16 protein-coding genes are annotated in these 17649 nt (G+C 37.3%); all 16 read right to left on the bottom strand.

The genetic code is table 11. From position 1 onward, the window contains the following. Positions 1-16 precede the first annotated feature (16 nt). The 16 genes from Q5760_RS12960 to Q5760_RS12885 all read right to left on the bottom strand — a co-directional run bounded on the left by Q5760_RS12960 (position 17) and on the right by Q5760_RS12885 (position 17577). Positions 17-1534 carry an aldehyde dehydrogenase family protein gene (locus tag Q5760_RS12960; RefSeq protein WP_428908067.1) on the bottom strand — a complete coding sequence of 506 codons (1518 nt, stop codon included), beginning with the start codon at positions 1532-1534 and terminating at the stop codon, positions 17-19. A gap of 27 nt (positions 1535-1561) precedes the next feature. Further along, the gene (locus Q5760_RS12955; RefSeq protein ID WP_428908066.1) at positions 1562-2335 is read right to left on the bottom strand and encodes an enoyl-CoA hydratase-related protein; all 774 of its coding nucleotides are present in this window, start codon (positions 2333-2335) and stop codon (positions 1562-1564) included. A gap of 14 nt (positions 2336-2349) precedes the next feature. After that, complete coding sequence (locus Q5760_RS12950) at positions 2350-3126, bottom strand: enoyl-CoA hydratase/isomerase family protein (protein WP_428908065.1); 777 nt, start codon at positions 3124-3126, stop codon at positions 2350-2352. Further along, on the bottom strand, positions 3123-3428 hold the full coding sequence (locus Q5760_RS12945) for an EthD family reductase (protein ID WP_428908064.1): 306 nt from the start codon (positions 3426-3428) through the stop codon (positions 3123-3125). The genes Q5760_RS12950 and Q5760_RS12945 overlap by 4 nt, the downstream gene beginning before the upstream one ends. Before the next feature lie 15 nt (positions 3429-3443). Beyond that, positions 3444-3944 carry a 1,2-phenylacetyl-CoA epoxidase subunit PaaD gene (paaD, locus tag Q5760_RS12940; RefSeq protein WP_428908063.1) on the bottom strand — a complete coding sequence of 167 codons (501 nt, stop codon included), beginning with the start codon at positions 3942-3944 and terminating at the stop codon, positions 3444-3446. Between the two features lie 25 nt (positions 3945-3969). Continuing rightward, positions 3970-4776, bottom strand: a complete 807-nt coding sequence (gene paaC / locus Q5760_RS12935; protein WP_428908062.1) for a 1,2-phenylacetyl-CoA epoxidase subunit PaaC — start codon at positions 4774-4776, stop codon at positions 3970-3972. Next, positions 4773-5126 (bottom strand): 1,2-phenylacetyl-CoA epoxidase subunit PaaB, encoded by a 354-nt coding sequence (paaB, locus tag Q5760_RS12930; RefSeq protein WP_428908061.1) that lies wholly within the window; start codon positions 5124-5126, stop codon positions 4773-4775. Before paaB ends, paaC begins: the two co-directional genes overlap by 4 nt. A gap of 24 nt (positions 5127-5150) precedes the next feature. Next, positions 5151-6107, bottom strand: coding sequence for a 1,2-phenylacetyl-CoA epoxidase subunit PaaA (gene paaA, locus Q5760_RS12925; RefSeq protein ID WP_428908060.1), 957 nt, complete (start codon positions 6105-6107; stop codon positions 5151-5153). Positions 6108-6362: 255 nt separating this feature from the next. Continuing rightward, the gene (locus tag Q5760_RS12920; RefSeq protein ID WP_428908059.1) at positions 6363-7640 is read right to left on the bottom strand and encodes an MFS transporter; all 1278 of its coding nucleotides are present in this window, start codon (positions 7638-7640) and stop codon (positions 6363-6365) included. Positions 7641-7760: 120 nt separating this feature from the next. Further along, the gene (locus tag Q5760_RS12915; protein ID WP_428908058.1) at positions 7761-8945 is read right to left on the bottom strand and encodes an ABC transporter substrate-binding protein; all 1185 of its coding nucleotides are present in this window, start codon (positions 8943-8945) and stop codon (positions 7761-7763) included. Positions 8946-8964: 19 nt separating this feature from the next. Then, a complete protein-coding gene (locus Q5760_RS12910; RefSeq protein WP_428908057.1) occupies positions 8965-9702 on the bottom strand; it encodes an ABC transporter ATP-binding protein in 738 nt (245 codons plus the stop codon). Further along, a complete protein-coding gene (locus Q5760_RS12905) occupies positions 9699-10475 on the bottom strand; it encodes an ABC transporter ATP-binding protein (protein WP_428908056.1) in 777 nt (258 codons plus the stop codon). The genes Q5760_RS12910 and Q5760_RS12905 overlap by 4 nt, the downstream gene beginning before the upstream one ends. 15 nt (positions 10476-10490) lie before the next feature. Next, a complete protein-coding gene (locus Q5760_RS12900) occupies positions 10491-11522 on the bottom strand; it encodes a branched-chain amino acid ABC transporter permease (protein WP_428908055.1) in 1032 nt (343 codons plus the stop codon). Continuing rightward, a complete protein-coding gene (locus Q5760_RS12895; protein ID WP_428908054.1) occupies positions 11522-12400 on the bottom strand; it encodes a branched-chain amino acid ABC transporter permease in 879 nt (292 codons plus the stop codon). The genes Q5760_RS12900 and Q5760_RS12895 overlap by 1 nt, the downstream gene beginning before the upstream one ends. A gap of 188 nt (positions 12401-12588) precedes the next feature. Beyond that, a complete protein-coding gene (locus Q5760_RS12890; RefSeq protein ID WP_428908053.1) occupies positions 12589-13914 on the bottom strand; it encodes a phenylacetate--CoA ligase family protein in 1326 nt (441 codons plus the stop codon). 465 nt (positions 13915-14379) lie between these two features. Next, on the bottom strand, positions 14380-17577 hold the full coding sequence (locus Q5760_RS12885) for a chitobiase/beta-hexosaminidase C-terminal domain-containing protein (RefSeq protein WP_428908052.1): 3198 nt from the start codon (positions 17575-17577) through the stop codon (positions 14380-14382). Positions 17578-17649 lie beyond the last annotated feature (72 nt).

The raw sequence follows: 17649 nt of genomic DNA, 5'->3' as shown, positions 1-17649 counted from the left end.
CCATTCATTAATGGACTTAAATCCCCATTGGATTTAATGGACGACTTCCATAGTAAGATACAATACTCTTTGTTTCTGTATAAAGATCCAATGTTTCAATACATAATTCTCTTCCGAAACCTGATTGCTTGTAACCACCAAATGGTGTTCCAGGCATTGCTGAGAATGGGCAGTTTACCATAACGATCCCTGCTTGAATTTGACCTGCAACTCGTTGTGCCCGCGCTCCATCTTTCGTCCAAATAGCAGAACCTAAACCAAACTCGGTATCATTAGCTAGCTTGATCGCCTCTTTTTCATCTTTAAACTTCATAATCACAACTACAGGTCCAAAGATTTCTTCTTTTACGACTTTCATGTCGTGATTCACATTGGCAATAACAGTTGGTTCATACCAGAAGCCGTTCTCGAAACCTTCTATAATCGCCGGCTTTCCACCTGTTAGGATTTCCGAACCATCCTCGATTGCCGATTTTACATATCCATCAATCACTTCAACTTGGTTGCGGTCAATAATGGCACCAACATGGGTTGCTTGATCAAATGGATCACCGAGTTTGATTTTCTTTGTTTTTTCAATAAATTTACTAACAAATTCATCGTATATATCTTCATGTACATATAAACGAGAACGCGCTTCACAAGATTGACCTGTATTATAAAAGATTCCATAAAGTGAACCGTCTACCGCTGCATCAATATCTGCATCTGCAAATACAAGATTAGGAGATTTTCCTCCAAGCTCTAAAGTAACACGCTTTAATGTTTGTGATGCTCTTGCCATTATATCTTTACCAATTGGAGTAGAGCCTGTAAACGCTACTTTATCAACTTGCTCATGTTCCACTAAGTAATTTCCTACTTCAGATCCTGAACCTGGAACAATGTTTACAACACCTTCTGGAACACCTGCTTCTAAGCAAATTTCACCTAAAATAATCGCTGTAAGCGGTGTTAAGGAAGCGGGTTTTACGATTACAGAACAACCTACTGCAATGGCAGGAGCGACTTTCCAAGCTGCCATCATTAACGGGTAATTCCACGGAATAATTTGTGCACATACGCCAACTGGTTCTTTTTCTGTATAGTTATGGAATTGACCTGGCATTGGATTCACACGACCTCCATGTGAAACAATCGCACCCGCGTAAAATTCAAAGTCTTCAATCGCTTGATTTACTTGGCCTTGAGCTGTACTTAAACTTTTACCTGTATCTAGCATTTCTAATTCTACTAATTCATTAAAACGGGAACGCATAATACTAGCAATTTTATTTAGCACTCGTGAGCGTTTGTTTACCGGAAACTTCTTCCACTTCCCGTAATCAAAAGCATTACGTGCTGCTTGAACCGCTTTTTCTGCATCTTCTTTCGTTGCCTTTGCAACTTCTGCAATTAATTCACCTGTTGCTGGATTATACGTTTTGATTGTACCGCCATTACTGCTTTCTACTTTTTGACCATTTATAATTAAATGATAGAAATCACGCTTTATTGATTGGTTTTCTTGAATGGATTGTTGAGTTGTTGTCATTGTTTTTCCTCCTCTTATTTTTCTAATTTAACTACCTATGAAAACTGGTTTTCTTTTTTCGATAAAGGCTTGCACACCTTCTTGGTGATCTTTCGTTAAGCCAGCAATTCTTTGTCCTTGTGCTTCCGCTTCTAAATATTTTTCAAATGAAAGGGAATTCGCTTGTTTTAAATTTCGTTTGATCAAACCAACCGCTTTTGTGGGTATTTTCGCCAAATATTCTGTGAATTCACCTACTTCTTTATCCCATAATTCGCTTTGAATTACCTTTGTCACTAGTCCTAACTGCAATGCTCGATCAGCTGAAATTTTTTCTCCTAATATGGAAATCTCAGCTGCTTTTGAGTAGCCTACTAAGTTTTGCAAGAAATAAAGATTACCAGAGTCTGGAATTAAACCTATATGAATAAAAGCATTTACATAGCTTGATTTTTCGGAAGCCAACCTGAAATCACAGGCTAAAGCAAGACTAAATCCTGCTCCGGCTGCTACACCATTCACAGCTGCTACAACTGGTTTTTCCAGGTTCATAATTTGTTTCATCATTGGACGATATTGCTCTCGTAACACTTCTCCGTGGTCCATTTTTTTATCAACATCCGCCAAGTCTTGACCTGAACAAAATCCGCGACCTTCTCCAGTGAATACAAGACATCGTACTTTTTCATCTCTTGCTGCCTCTTTCACAGCCGCTGTGATTTCGCGGATCATCGTACGATTAAACGCGTTTAATTTATCTGGTCGAGCTAACTTAATCGTTGCTACTCCATCAATTAGAGTGTATTGAATATTTTCATACATGGTGTTCCACCTCCTTATTTCCCTTTAAATTCAGCTTTTCTCTTTTCGATAAAAGCCTGCATTCCTTCTTTTTGATCCTGAGATGAGAACAGCAGATAGAAATTTTTTCGCTCATACTGCATTCCTTCATATAGTGAATAATCTACTGCTTTATTAATAGAGTCTTTAATGAGTCTTAAAGATAAAGGAGGTTGCTTCGCCAATCTCTTGGCCAATTTCATACTTTCTTCCATTAATAATTCTTCGGAAACAATGGTATTTATAATCCCAAATTGTAAAGCCGTTTCGGCAGGAATACGATCCCCTGTCCAAATCCACTCTAACGCTTTTGCTCGCCCAACGACTTTTGTTAGGCGCTGAGTGCCACCCGCTCCAGGCATAACACCGAGTTGGACTTCAGGGAAAGAAAATTGTGTACCTGTAGCAGCTATTAAGATATCTAGACTTAAAGCCAACTCAAATCCGCCACCAAACACAAGCCCTTTCACAGCCCCGATAATCGGTTTTTTGATGAGAGTAATCCGATCCCAGTCTGCGAACTGGTTTAATAATTCCATTTGAATCGAATCATTTTCTGCCATTTCATCAATATCGGCTCCTGCAGAAAACGCTCTTCCATTTCCTGTTACAAGGATCGTAACAACCTCATCATTTTGATCAAACTCTTCTAAAGCCGTAATGATTTCTCGAATCATTTTTCGATTTAATGCATTTAACTGCTTAGGACGATTTAGTTTGATCACTCCTACTCCATCCTCTATCAATCTTTCAATGTATTCAAATCCATTCATTCTACGTCCTCACCAATCATAAATGAAACGATGTCTCCTGCGAAACTCATCACATCCTTGCTTGATGCTTTTCCTTCTGCCGATCTTAAACCTGCATTTAAATCTTCTATGCTGTCATAATACATTTCACATATTAAATAATATTTCGCTTCTCCCCCCATTGGAGATCCGGTTCCTTTTGTCACTTTCATTTTTCGTAAACCAGGGATCTTTTCTGTAATAGGTACATGCACATTGAAATAATGCTCATCAAATGCTTCTTTATTTTCAGGTTGTTTATAAAATGCAATTAGTTTTACCATTATGTCTTCCCTCTTTCATAATGTAGTTGAAATCAGCTTCATCGCTTCAAATGGGTTTTTACAGCTTTTACAATAAAGAATACTTCGACATGCTGTTGGACCAAAAATATTGTCTAAAGTGACATAAGTGGAGCCGCAATATGGACAATCCACATGCCAGGAACCATCTTCCTTCAGATATTTGGGCGGTGGCGCAATCCCAAACTCTTTTAGTCCGTGCATTCCTTTCTCCGTAATTCGATCCGATGTCCACGGAGGAGTATTAACGAATTCAACTGTTGTTTCCTCTACTCCTTCTAAACCAATTACAGCCTTTACTATATTCTCTCGAATCAATTCTAAGGCAGGACATCCGACGAAGGTTGGTAAAATATCAACCTTCACCGAATGATTTTCGATCGTAATTTCTTCAACCATCCCTAAATCGATGATACTTACTGTATCAATTTCAGGATCTTTAACCGTTGATAATACGATTAACACATCATCTTTTAAAATTTGAACCGGTGCTTTCATCTCTTCACACCACACTCTCATATATTTACCAGGAAGCTACGGGATTTAAATTGTACACTTCAGCTAGAATCGCAAGTGCTTCCTCAAGTTCGATTGAATGCTCCCCGTTCCTACCATTTAGACTTCCTGAACTAAAATGGGCAGGTACACTTAATCCAACTGATTCTAATACTGGTCCGATCACAGAAGCCCATTTTTGTTTTAAAACGGCTTCTTCTTCCATTAATCCAGCAGCAGTGATTTGCTCTCCCTCATTCCCAAATGAAAAGACATCAGCAAAATCATTTATTACTTTTTCAAATGCTGCATTCATTCGCTCTTTTGCTTCTACAGTGGAACTTAATAGTTGTACAAACCATGTTTTCCAATGAAGTAAATGGTAATGTAATTCCATATCAACTTTGACAGCTACATCTGCAAGTGGCTGATAAGAGCTTTGTTTTAGTGATTGGATTTTAATTTTTTTAGCACTTGTATAAAGATAGTTTCGAACCACTGCATAAGCCCAATCATATTGTGCGTTCTCCATATAATTACCTGGTCCATTTACTCTTTCTACTAAAATACAATTCTTTCTTTCTCTCCAAGGTCGACCGTGCGCTAAAGCATCGGCATCGCCTTCACCTAGTTCTTCAAGTAGTCGATAAAACATCGCTGCATGCCCCATGCTGTCTTGGCTTATGGAAGAAGAAGCTACATCCTCTTCAATATGCGGAGCAAGTCCGAGCCACTCCGAATTACGATAAGCATAGAGAAAATCATCATCTGCTAATTGATATAATAAATCGATAACCGCTTTTTTATTTTCTGGATTTAAGGTTGCTTCACTCATTGACTTTTCTCCTTTCCCCAAGACAGAATTTCTTTTTCATCAAACATTTTTTGCTCGTAATGACGCCATTTTCTCTTTAAATAGCCATATCCTTTTGTGTTTCGGTAATCTTTGTTATCAAGACGGTTTAAGATCAGTTTCTCTTCTTGACTTAATCCGCGAATATTTGAACGGTTCACTACCCAAATATCATATACCGTTTCTCTTCTCATAAAATTTTCTTGTGCCATAATTAATGCCATTTCTTCATTTGGTGCAAGAAGGCTAAATTGATGTTGAAAGGAAGCAGAAGGTGTACGTTTACTAAATACTTCATATTCTTGATAAAACGTTTTATTATCGTTTCCCATTTTTCTTCATTCTCCTTTTTATTATTAGTTCACCACTGCCGCAAGTGCATCGCGAACCCATGCATTATTTTCATAAGATGTGCGTCGTAAATTCAATCGGGCTTGTGAACGTGGCCCTTTATTTTTAATAATTTGTTTAAATTCGTTCCAATCAGGCTGTTGATAAATCCAAGTCTGTTTTTCTTCATCAAAATGAATCGTTGGATCTGGAATCGTTAAACCTAGAGAAAGAATTCTTGGAACATATTTAGTAAAGAAGTCTTGGCGTAGTTCTTCGTTTGATTTTGTACGAATCTTATATTTAATGGTGACATCTTGTTTAGATGTTCCAGTTGTTTCACTACTTGCCGGGCCAAAGAACATGAGAAGTGCAGGCCACCAACGGTTTAATGCATCTTGGACCATCTCTTTTTGCTCTTGTGTTCCTTCTGCCAGTGCCATTATGATTGCTTCTCCATGGTGAGCATGGAATACTTCTTCGGCACAGATACGGTGTAAAGCTCTTGCATATGGACCATAGGAAGCATTTAGCATATTGGTTTGTGTAATAATCGCAGCTCCATCAACTAACCAACCAATTAAACCAGCATCTCCCCAAGATCTTGTTGCCATATGGAAGACATTGTGGAACTTTAAATCTCCTTTAAATAAATCTTGCATCAAGTCTCCTCTGTTCTTCCCGTATGGTTTTAGAAGGTCTTCTGCGACACGTAGTAATAATTGACCATGACCCATTTCGTCTTGAACTTTTGCCATAATCCCAAGTTTGCGGTGTAAAGATGGTGCTTTTGGAACCCACTCTTTTTCAGGTAGCGCTCCCATAATTTCACTAATTCCATGCATCGAAATTAATTTAATTAACGCCACACGATATTCTTCAGGCATCCAATCATCCGCTTCGATCTTTTCCCCTTTTTCAATCTTTTGGATGAATTGTTCTAACTTTTCTGATTCTTCAATTACCGAGGACATATTAATCATTTTTCATTTGCCTCCTTAAATTTATATAACATGTTTATAACGTTATTATAGTTTATTGTTATATAGATTGCAACCGTTTTCTGATAATTTTTTAAATTTAAAAATAAACATTGTAAAACCTTTATTTTGCAATGTTTATCGCCATTATCATTTAACTAATTCAATATATTTCTATCACTTTCTTTTAATAATATAACAGATAATATAATATTTTTAACTTTTTGTTATATATATCAAGTTGGACATTTTTTTCAACTACTTAAGAGGATCACTATTTACTTCTTGTATATTTGGATTAAAACTAATTTTATTTCTTGTCCGAAAGGTCCTATGTAAGTAGATACATCCTATACTACCTAGACCACAAACAACGGCAGACAAATAAAAGGCAATCGTATAACTAAAGTGTTCGACTAAGGAGCCTGTTATCATCGGAGAGAGCCACTGCCCAATCCCAAAAAAGAGGGTAATATAACCGATTGCCATAGGAGATTTTAGTGGAATCACGATATCACTTACTGCGGCCACGATTACAGTAGGTACAGCCCACAAGGTTAAAGCATAAATAATGGTTTCTATCATCAAGAGTGCTGGATGGCTCGTGATGGCAAAAAGTAGTAAGATAAATGTTTGAGTAAGATATACGAAAAATAGGGTTAGCATTCTACCAATTCGATCTGATAACCTCCCCCATATAAATCCACTCACAACACTAACGATTCCAGCAATGGCAAAAAATGTACCAGCCAAATTCATTTCAAGTTTCGCATCGATCATTAAAAAATCAACAAAAAAGGTGGAAAATATCAAGTAAGAAAAACCCCAAGCAAAATAAGTAAGTCCAATCAAGAGAATACTTTTATTACAGTAAATGCTTTCTATTACACTTGCCTTATTTCCCTTTACTTTATCAGGTGGGATTTCCTTTCCAACCGGTTTAAGACGGATAGTTGAAGGATCATCAATAAGAAAAAAAACATTGATGAGCAGAATCAATAGGACGCAAAGAGCCAAAACCAACCAACTCATTCTCCAACCGTCTATATTCCAAACCATTAAAATCGGTACGATAAACCCACTAAAAATCATTCCAAGTCCTGAACCTGAATTGGTAATTCCTAGAGCTCTGCCTCGATGGGAAACTGCAAACCATTTACCTACCAATCCTACAGATGTTATATTCCCTGCACCTGAACCAAGTCCCATGATGAAACAGGCAATATATGCTAACCAAAAATGGTAGGATATTACACTTAAGAACATCCCTACTGCTGTTAGTAGTAAAGAAAAGATAATTACTTTCTTTTCTTTATAGGCCTGAATAAATCTTCCTACAAAAAAGGCACTTGCTAAGTAACCGAAAAACAATGCGGATGCGATGAGTCCTGCTTCTGAATAGGATAGGGATAATCCCTCTATCATAAATGGAAGGATAACCCCGAAAGAAAATCTTGCCAAACCCAAACATGCAAATCCATTTAAGACTGTTATCACTAAAATGAACCAACCTCTATGAATATGTGAAAACACCATTTCATTGCTCCTTTTTTCACGTATTAAAAAAATCTGAATGAAAAGAAATGGCATAACCTTGTTATCAAAGTTATGCCATACCCCTTTTTAGAAGATTCTGTTTATTTAATCGAGAACTTTCTATTTTTCTAGCAAAGTCCACTTCCCATCTTTAACCGTTGCTATCACCATACTATCGGCACTTAAACCGTTATGATCCTCAGGCGAGAAATTAAAGACACCTGTAGCACCTGTCCAATCCTTAATATCATTTTCTAAATAATCTCTAATCGATTCACGATCTGTGGCCCCAGCACGTAAAGCTTCCACTACTAACATTAAGTTGTCATGACCATAGGAACCAAAGTTTGTTGGCTCACTATTATATTTTTTCTGATATTCACTATGAAAGTTTGAAATTACTTCATATTGAACATCGTCTTGTTGGATTTGTGATGGGAATAATAATTTTCCAGTTGGGATCACTACCCCTTCTGCCGAATCACCTGCTAAATCAATAAACGATTGATTCGCAATTCCATGACTAGAAATCAGTGGCATATCTAAACCTAAGTCTTTTAAGTTCTTAGCAATCACGGCTGGTCCCGGGTTTGTTCCCCAAACAATAACAGCTTCTGCTTTCGCTCTATTGATTTTCGTTAGCTGGGCACTCATATCCGGATCTTGTGTGTTATAGCTTTCTTTTGCAACAATTTTTATCCCAAATTCTTTGGCCTGTGCTTCTAATTGCTCTAATCCACTTGTACCAAATGCATTCGAATCAACTAAAGTTCCCACATTTTTAATACCTTGGTCATTTAAATACTTATAAATTCTTTGTACAGCGTGGATATCAGAATGTGGAGTCTTAAATACCCATTTAGCCTCGCTTGCTGGTTCAACGATATGCATACTTGCCCCACCGGATACTAATGGAACCTGTTGCTGCATCGCAATTCCTTTCATAGCCAAACTTTCACCGCTACCTGAAGAGCCAAGCATCGCAAAGACCTTTTCATCATTAACCAATCGGTTCATTTCTTGAGTAGCTTTTTCTTGCGATGATTCGTCATCCGCTAGAATCACTTTAATTGGAACTCCGTTAATGCCACCTTCCGCATTAATTTTTTCTTCTAATAACTTGGTTGAGTTCCACTCGGGTTCTCCAAGTGGAGCATTTGGACCTGTTTTTGAATAAATAGCCCCGATTTTATACTCCTTTACATTTTCCCCTTCTGATTCGTTTGACGTTTCACTACTTGAACATGCTCCTAAAATCAATAGGGATGACATGATTAAACTGGAAAGAATCGATTTTTTTCTCATAAATTTTCCCCCTCTTATATTAATGAATGGTTTGTCCAAGATAGGCTTCTTTAATTTCTTTATCTTCTAATAAAATGGCAGCATCGCCACTTTTTACTATTTCCCCATGTGAAATAACATAGGCTCTGTCCGAAATCTTCAATGAAGAAACCACATTTTGTTCAATGAGTAAAACCGTTGTTCCAAAAAGATCTTTTAAAGATTTCACTAAACTAAGTACATCTCTCGCTATAATTGGAGCTAAACCTAATGTCGGTTCATCTAATAGTAAAAGGATCGGCTTTGCCATAACTCCTCTGGCAATTGCAAGCATTTGCTGTTGTCCGCCTGATAAGGTTCCTGCTAATTGCTCTTTTCTTTCTCTCAATATTGGGAATAGACTAAAAATCTTTTCGATATCTTCTTCAATCATTTTTTTATTAGATTTTCTACTATGATGAAAAGCTCCCAAGTATAAATTATCCAGAACCGTAAGGGTGGAAAAAACTTGTCTATGCTCTGGAACATGGATTAAATGTGTTTTGACAATTTGTTCAGGGGCCCATCCCGTTATATTTTGATTTTGGAATGCAATTTGTCCGGCATTTGGTTTTAATAAACCTGAGATGGTTTGCAGTAAGGTTGTTTTTCCTGCACCATTGGCACCGAGAATGGCAACAATTTCCCCCTTATTCACCTGAAGGGTAACATTTCTTAAGGCCTGAATGGGACCATATGAGACAGAAAGCCCATCGATCGTTAAAATTTTCTCACTCATATGACCCTCTCCTCTTCTTCCGTTTCAGCACCTAAATAGGCTGTAATTACTTTCTCGTTATTTTGAATTTCCTTTGGTGACCCTTCAGCTATTTTTTCCCCTTGATCCAGGACGATAATTTTCTCACAAATATTCATCACTAAATCCATATCATGCTCAACAACAAAGACCGTCACTCCCATATCTTTAATCTTTTCAATGAGTTGACTCATTTCCAGAGTTTCCTTATGATTTAATCCTGCGGCGATCTCATCAAGCAATAACAATTGTGGCCTGGTGGCTAACGCTCGTGCCAATTCTAGTAATCTTAGCTTTCCTAATGGTAAACTCCCTGCTTTATGGTCAAAAAACGCATCCATTCCGACAATGGCTAGTTGTTCCATTGCTGCTTCATAGACTCTTTTCTCTTCCTTTTTCGCCTTAGGTGAAAGAAGCGCAGCCCTTAATATTCCAGTCTTTGAATGAATATGTTGACCAATCATCACATTTTCTAGCACAGTCATATTCTTAAAAACTTGTAAGTTTTGAAAAGTCCTCGAAATCCCAATAGTTGCCATTTGATATGTTGGAAGCTCATTAATCATCTTCCCATTGAATGAGATCGTTCCAGTTGTGGGAGGAAAAATGGCTGAAATCATATTGAACATCGTACTTTTTCCAGCACCATTGGGGCCAATTAATCCGACAATTTGCCCAACTTCAAATGAAAAAGTTACATTTTTATTTGCCACTACCCCTCCAAATTGCTTTGTTACATTTTTTACTTCTAGCATATCCGATACACCCCCCTATTTACTAAAATTCACACTGGCCGTTTCTGTTTCTTTTATGACTTCTTTTTTAGTTTTCATACGTTTTGAGAATAAAGCTGAAAGTGTTGGAACAAGTCCTCGAGGCATAAAAATAATCACAAGTATTAATAAAAGCCCATATAATACTTGTTCAAAATCACTTGTTATAAAAGTAAAATGTTCTCCTAAAGTCTGCGTAACAATCCCAATTAAGCGTATCAGAATCGCACCAATCACTGCACCCCAAATCGAACTACTTCCACCTAATACAACCATAGCCAGAAAAAGAATCGACGCCTCAAGGGTAAAGGAAGATGGTGAGATACTATAAGACATATGGGCAAATAACCATCCGGCAATTCCTGCAAACATGGAGCTTAACACAAAAATTTGCATTTTATACTTTCCTGTATTTACTCCCATAGAACTTGAAGCAATTTCACTGTCATGAATGGACCTCAGCGCACGCCCCACTCGTGAATGAACAATATTGAAGGCAATAATCATGACAACGATCGCAAAAAACCAAACAAAGTAGTAATAATTGATTCCTTGAGATAAAGTGATTCCGAAAAACGGAATTTGTGGTACTCCGTACAATCCCGTAGCCCCATTTGTCACACCTCTCCATTCAACGAGAACCGAGTGAATAATGAACCCAAATGCGAGTGTTGCCATTGCGAGGTAATATCCACTAAGTCTTGACATCGTATAGCCCAAAATAAAAGCCAGAATGGCAGGCACCAATATGGAAAATAGTAAACTGATCCATGGACTTACACCATACGTTGTGGTCAAAACGGCTGATGTATAAGCACCTAACCCGTAGAAAGCTGCCTGCCCGAGTGAAATTTGACCTGCATACCCCATTAAAAGTCCTAATCCAATTGCAACAATCACATAGATACCAACAAAGGTAATTTGGGTAATATAAAAAGAAGTTGGGATGACAAGAGGAAAGATAAGAACGAGAAGGACGAATATTCCGATACCCATCCAATTCGTTTTTTGTACACCTTGAAGTTTCATTACAGTCCTCCTTTCCCGACACTTTTCTCGCCCATAATCCCACTAGGTCGGATTAATAAAATCGCTAATATGGCTGTGAACGCAATTGCATCTTTTAAACCTGAGCTAATATATCCAGCGCCAAATGATTCAAGTAAACCAATAATAATCCCTCCAAGTACAGCACCTGGAGCACTACCTAATCCTCCCAATATCGCAGCTGAAAACCCCTTAATTCCAAGCATAACCCCCATGTCATAAGCTGGAAACATAATCGGGGCAATAACAAGCCCTGCTAAAGCACCTAAAGCAGCACTTAATGTAAATGAAAAGGATGACATCTTACGTGGACTAATTCCCATTAACCGTGCAGCTAATGGGTTAACCGAACTAGCTTGAAATGCCTTTCCTAAAATCGTTTTATCAATCAAGTAGTATAATCCTATTACCACAATTAGGGAAATGACTAAAACCCATATGCTTTGGGGGGTGATTACGGCACCTCCAATACCAACCGGTTCGTTTAGAGTAAAAGGAGCGATACGAACTTGATCCTTTCCCCAAACCATGCTAGAAATACCTCGAATAAAAATGGCAGCACCAATGGTTAAGATAATTAAACTAATTGCATCTGCCCCTTTTGCTCGGCTTATCATAAACCGTTCTATGATCCAGCCTAAAATCATCACAATGATAATTGTAAAAACAAAACTTACCCAGTATGGTAATCCAGCTGAAATACCCGTGTACATAATCATTCCGCCAAGCATGACAAATTCGCCCTGAGCCATATTAATCACTTTTGTCACACTATAAATTAGGACAAAGCCCAAGCCTACAATGGCATAAATGCTTCCGATGGTTAAACCTGTAATCGAAAATTGAAGCAAATCTCCCATATCCCCAATCCTTCCTTTTCTTTATTCTAAAAATGGGACGGTGTTATAGGAGTACTAGATTTAAAAAAGAACCCCTATAAAATTCACCTATCCCAAATTATGTTACACTAACTATTTTGTTTTATTTGTTGCATAATTATAAATCTTCCGAATATTTATTTCGTATTTTATTAGACACGATTCTTCTCTCATATAATTACAGCTTCATTTCTCCGGTCAATGACACGGACGGCTTTCCCTTCAGATCTAGGAATACTTCTTGGTGGTAATACTTTAACATTCATGCTGATTAAACAATGATTTTTCATCGAATGTTGAACGGTTTTCTTGATGGATGGAATAAATTCATGATCCATATTTCCGTTGACTTGTTGGTAAACATTTTCTGTTATCTCAACATGAAGTTCAACAATATCAAGGTTGTTCTCTCTTTTCAGATGAACTTGGTAGTGTGGTGCTAATTCATCGATTTGAATTAGGTAATGCTCAATTTCAGAAGGAAATACGTTTACTCCACGAATAATTAACATATCATCAATACGTCCTTTGACCCGTGACATTCTTGTTGTTGTTCTACCACATTTACATTTTTCTCTTGTAATGGATGCAATATCGCCTGTCCGATAACGGATAACCGGAAACGCTTCCTTCGTTAAACTAGTGAAAACCAATTCTCCTTCTTCCCCGTCAGGGAGCCTTTCTAACGTATCCGGACCAATCACTTCTACAATGAAATGATCCTCAGCAATATGTAGACCATCTTGTGCTTCATGACATTCCATCGCAACTCCAGGTCCCATCACTTCACTTAAACCATAAATATCGCAGGCTTTTATATCAAATGTTTCCTCTAATAATTTTCTCATTTCTTCAGACCATGGCTCTGCTCCGAAAATACCAAACTTCAATGAGGATTCACGAGGATCATATCCTTGTGCACTTAATTCTTCTCCCACTTTTAAAATGTAAGAAGGAGTTCCAGCGATAACCGTTGGCTTATAGTCTTCAATAATGGTGATTTGACGATCCGTATTTCCTCCTGAAATAGGAACAGTTGCCATTCCTAGTCTTTCGGCACCATAATGAAGCCCTAAACCTCCAGTAAATAAACCATATCCATATGCATTTTGAAAAATGCCCTCTGGCTCACCTCCAGCAATGGCAATAGCACGAGCAACCATATCTGCCCAGTTGTCGATATCATTTTTTGTATAAGCGACAGTTGTTGGTTTCCCGCTTGTTCCAGACGAGGCGTGTATTCGCACGATATCTTTTGTTTCCACAGCAAATAAACCATACGGATAATGATCCCTAAGATCCTTTTTGACAGTAAAAGGAAGTTTCTGTAAGTCATCAAGGTTTTGAATGCTTTCTTGTGTTAAATTTCTTTCTTTAAACTTATTTTGATAGAATGGAACTTTGTTATAAACTCTTTCTACTGTTTTCTTCAATCTTTTCAATTGAAGCGTTTCCATTTCATCACGTGTATAAGTTTCCTCGTTATGAATGATCAATATACTCTCTCTCCTTTTTAAAAAATGTATAACACAAAATTTGATAAATATTTTTTTGTGTTATGTTATTGTAATTATAAGTTATCATATATCATAGCAGTTGTAAATATATTCTGAATCTTTTAAACATAACTAATTTTTGAACAAAATATTATTTCTATATATATGAATTCTATTAAAAGTCTTGCATTATTAATACTTTTAGATTAGATTTGCATTGATAGAATAGTTTTCTGTTGATTTTTACTATAGGAAAGTTTAAAAAAATAAAAAAATATTTTAAAATTAATTTGGTTCTTTAAGACATTTAGGGTTTATAACGCTTTTATCTTCTATCGGTTATAATTCGTAATAAAGAGCCTATCAAAAAAATAACCTCCTATCTGAATCTTGTCAAATAGGAGGTTATTGAATAATAATATACTCTTTTTTTGTTAGATAATCAATGGCTTTATTTGAATTTGATTAATTACGTTTTACCTTTTTCGCCTTTTTATGCTTTTTGTCTTTTAAATCAACTTGAACGAGTACAGGATCATGATCGCTTGCTCGACCAGCCATATCTGTAAAGTCTGCGTTGATGTGGAGAATATCCGTTTTGGTCGTGTCTGCTAAATGATTAGACACTAAAATATGGTCAAGGACTTGTGAATTCCCTTGGAAAAGATAGGTATACCGATCGGCTTTATCCACTGTATTAATCATATTAGTCATATGCTCACCTTCGTGAATTTTCAGTGCCTTTGAAAATTGGAAGTCGTTAAAGTCCCCTACAGAAACAATGTTTGCACCTGGATCTTCAGCAACAATTTCCTCAATAAAATCGTTTACGACATTCGCAATTTTTATGCGTTGCTCTTCACTACCGTAAACTGGGGGTTGAGTGGATCCAAACAATGGAGTATCTCCAGATTTTGAATTCCAATGATTCACAATCACTATCACACTCTCTCCGCGGAAATCAAATTGAGCTGCCAATGGCTTACGACTATTTTCGAAAGCTTCATTTGTTGGATCAATACGGCCTGGGTTATGGGTTAGCTTTCCTTTTTCAAAGCCAACAGCCGTCGTTGCGTCCCCTTGCGGCATCCCTTTTGTTAATTTCACTCGATCTGGATTGTAAAGGAATCCGACACGAATATTGGCATTTGGAGCTCCACCGTCTGAATTGTTTTCAGGATCAATGTTTACATAATCATATTTGACGCCACTTATCTTTTCAATTTCAGCGATAAGTCTTTCATAACTTTCGTTTGCTTGGGAGTCTCCTGGCTTTTGTCCATTGTTATCTTGAACTTCTGTTACCCCAATTATATCTGGATTTTGCATATCTACTGCAAAGGCTCTTGCTAATTTCTGCGCTTTATCTTCAGATGTTTCGCTTTTGTTATTAGAGAAGTTTTCTAGGTTATAAGAAGCAATCGTTACCTTCTGCTTGTCGAATTCAAGCTCTGTTTTTTCAGGCTTTGCTTCACCAACTACGTGTTTTTCTTTCATATTTTCATAGTCTGTGTAAATTTTATAGTTTTGGAATCCGTAATTGACAACACCACTAATGGGTCCTGTAAACTTATCCCCAGTTGCAACTTCAAATTCCCTTGCTTCGTAATTGTCATAAAGCTTAAATTGGATACGATCTGGGTTTGTATTTTCTTCTGTTAATAATACGCCGCCATGAATCGTATCGGTTTTACGATCCTCTAACACGGTAATCAGATCTCCATGTTCCTGTGGAGCAACAGCTTTAACATTGCCCGTTTCTACAAGCATCCCCTCAAGGCTTTCCCAAAAGTCAATCGCATCTTCTTCTGGATCAAATTCAGCAAAACCATCATTATCAATAACATCTTGTGGCAAAATACCATCGATTTTGATTGGTTCCGGTAACGGTTGATCAGTTGCTTCAACCTTTACATTTCCACCTCTATCATCTCTTGCATTAATTTGCGTAACCGGTAAATCCGTTTCTCGTTTTGTATCATAGTATCCATCAATATGGTATTCATCAACCGTTCCATCTACAGATACAAGATCACCAACTTCTACATTGGCTGCTCTATTTCCTGTATACACGACAATTCCTTCAGAGGTTTTTGGATTATCATCCTTTAGCTCATCAGGTGTTTGCATATGAAAATAGTTTCCACTTCCGATTTTGTATTCATAAGTGACAATCCCTTTAATATCTGAAACCGCCTCCCCATTCATCGAACTTTGGTGTGACATTCCTTGTAAATGGTGAATTTGTAGCCCTTTTTCAGGATCATAAACGGTATATTCATATGTTGCGATGTGACTATCCTTCAGTCCTTCTTTAATAGCGATCGCTTTAATTTCCGTATCTTCGTCAATCACAATCGGTTCTTGATAGATCTTGCTTTCTTTCGTTGGTTCACTACCATCTGTTGTAAAATAAATTGTTGCTCCAGGAGTGTTTGTTGTTAAGGATACTTCAGTCCCTTTTGCAATGTTCCCCGCTTTTGCTGATGCAACTACCGGTTGAACCACCGTTGCGTCTTCAATAATATCAGCTTGGGAGCGAGGAATGATTTGGTAGTTTTCATAAAATTGTTGGACAATACCAGAAATCGAATCATAGGATTTTCCCACCTTTAGACCCAATTCGTTTCTTTCATCACGAACAATAAATTGAGTTGTTCCATCGGTTACCGTGTAATTTGCCCATGTACTACCGGAGTCCACGGATAAAATCTGGATATCTTTTGCTGTCACTAGTTGAGATTCATTCTCTTCTGCCACTTGAGATCCTGTGACGATTTTTGGCGCAAGGGCTCCAACGTCTTCCGTTTTTTCTACAATCTCTGCACCATCTAATTGAAGTAAGCCATTATAATCAGATAATTTTCCCTTTAAGGTTACTTCATCCCCTACAGTGGCTTCCAAACTTGCTGGACGAACGGCAATCCCTGCAGTATCATCTTGTACTTGTACGGTGTTTTTTAAGTTTGCCGTCACAATCCCTTTGATGGTTACTGTTTCCCCTATAGATTTTGAACGTGCTTCTTCAATAGAAATGACTTCTACAGGATTTTCAGGATTCTCCGGATTTTCTGTAGTAGTTCCATGAATCCCTAAATTTGAAGAATCATCTTTTGGAAGTGCTGTCCATTCCACAGTGGGGTCAAAGGCGTCATCTGTGATCGAATCGCCGTTAACTATGTTACTGTTTCTGATTAACGTGACATCTTTTAAATTTTCTACTCTTGCCCCAACTTGACCAATTGAATCAATCACAATACCATCTTTCTTTAAAACAATGGGATCGTCTCCGTTAAAATTAATGACGGTAGAATTAGCAAAATCTCCTTTACTTTTTATATCGTCGTTGGCATCTTTATGATATAAAACATATGTATCACCATTTTTTAACTGGTTTGATAGTTTCAATGTTTGTGAGGCTGTTGATGCCCCATTTGAATACAGCTCTAGCGTATAATTCGATAAATCAATATCTGAACCTGTGCCATTGTATAATTCAATGGCTTTATTAAAACTACTTCCCTCGATGTATTCAGAAATCAATAAATCAGAAGTCTGTGTCGCTGCTTGTGCAGGTGACGAAAGTGTGGGTACCACGATACTTACTGCTAATCCTACTGATAGGATCGTATTGATCGGTTTTCTCCATTTTCTTTTACTCATTTAGACGTTCTCCTTTTTTAGAAATGTATGTTCTCAATGTGGTTTCAGAATTAATTTATCACACTATTCTTA

The organism is Niallia sp. Kr1 (assembly GCF_050389805.1).
Taxonomy (GTDB): domain Bacteria; phylum Bacillota; class Bacilli; order Bacillales; family Cytobacillaceae; genus Bacillus_BD.
Note: the sequence above shows the minus strand (reverse complement) of the source record. Positions and strands in the feature narration are given on the sequence as shown.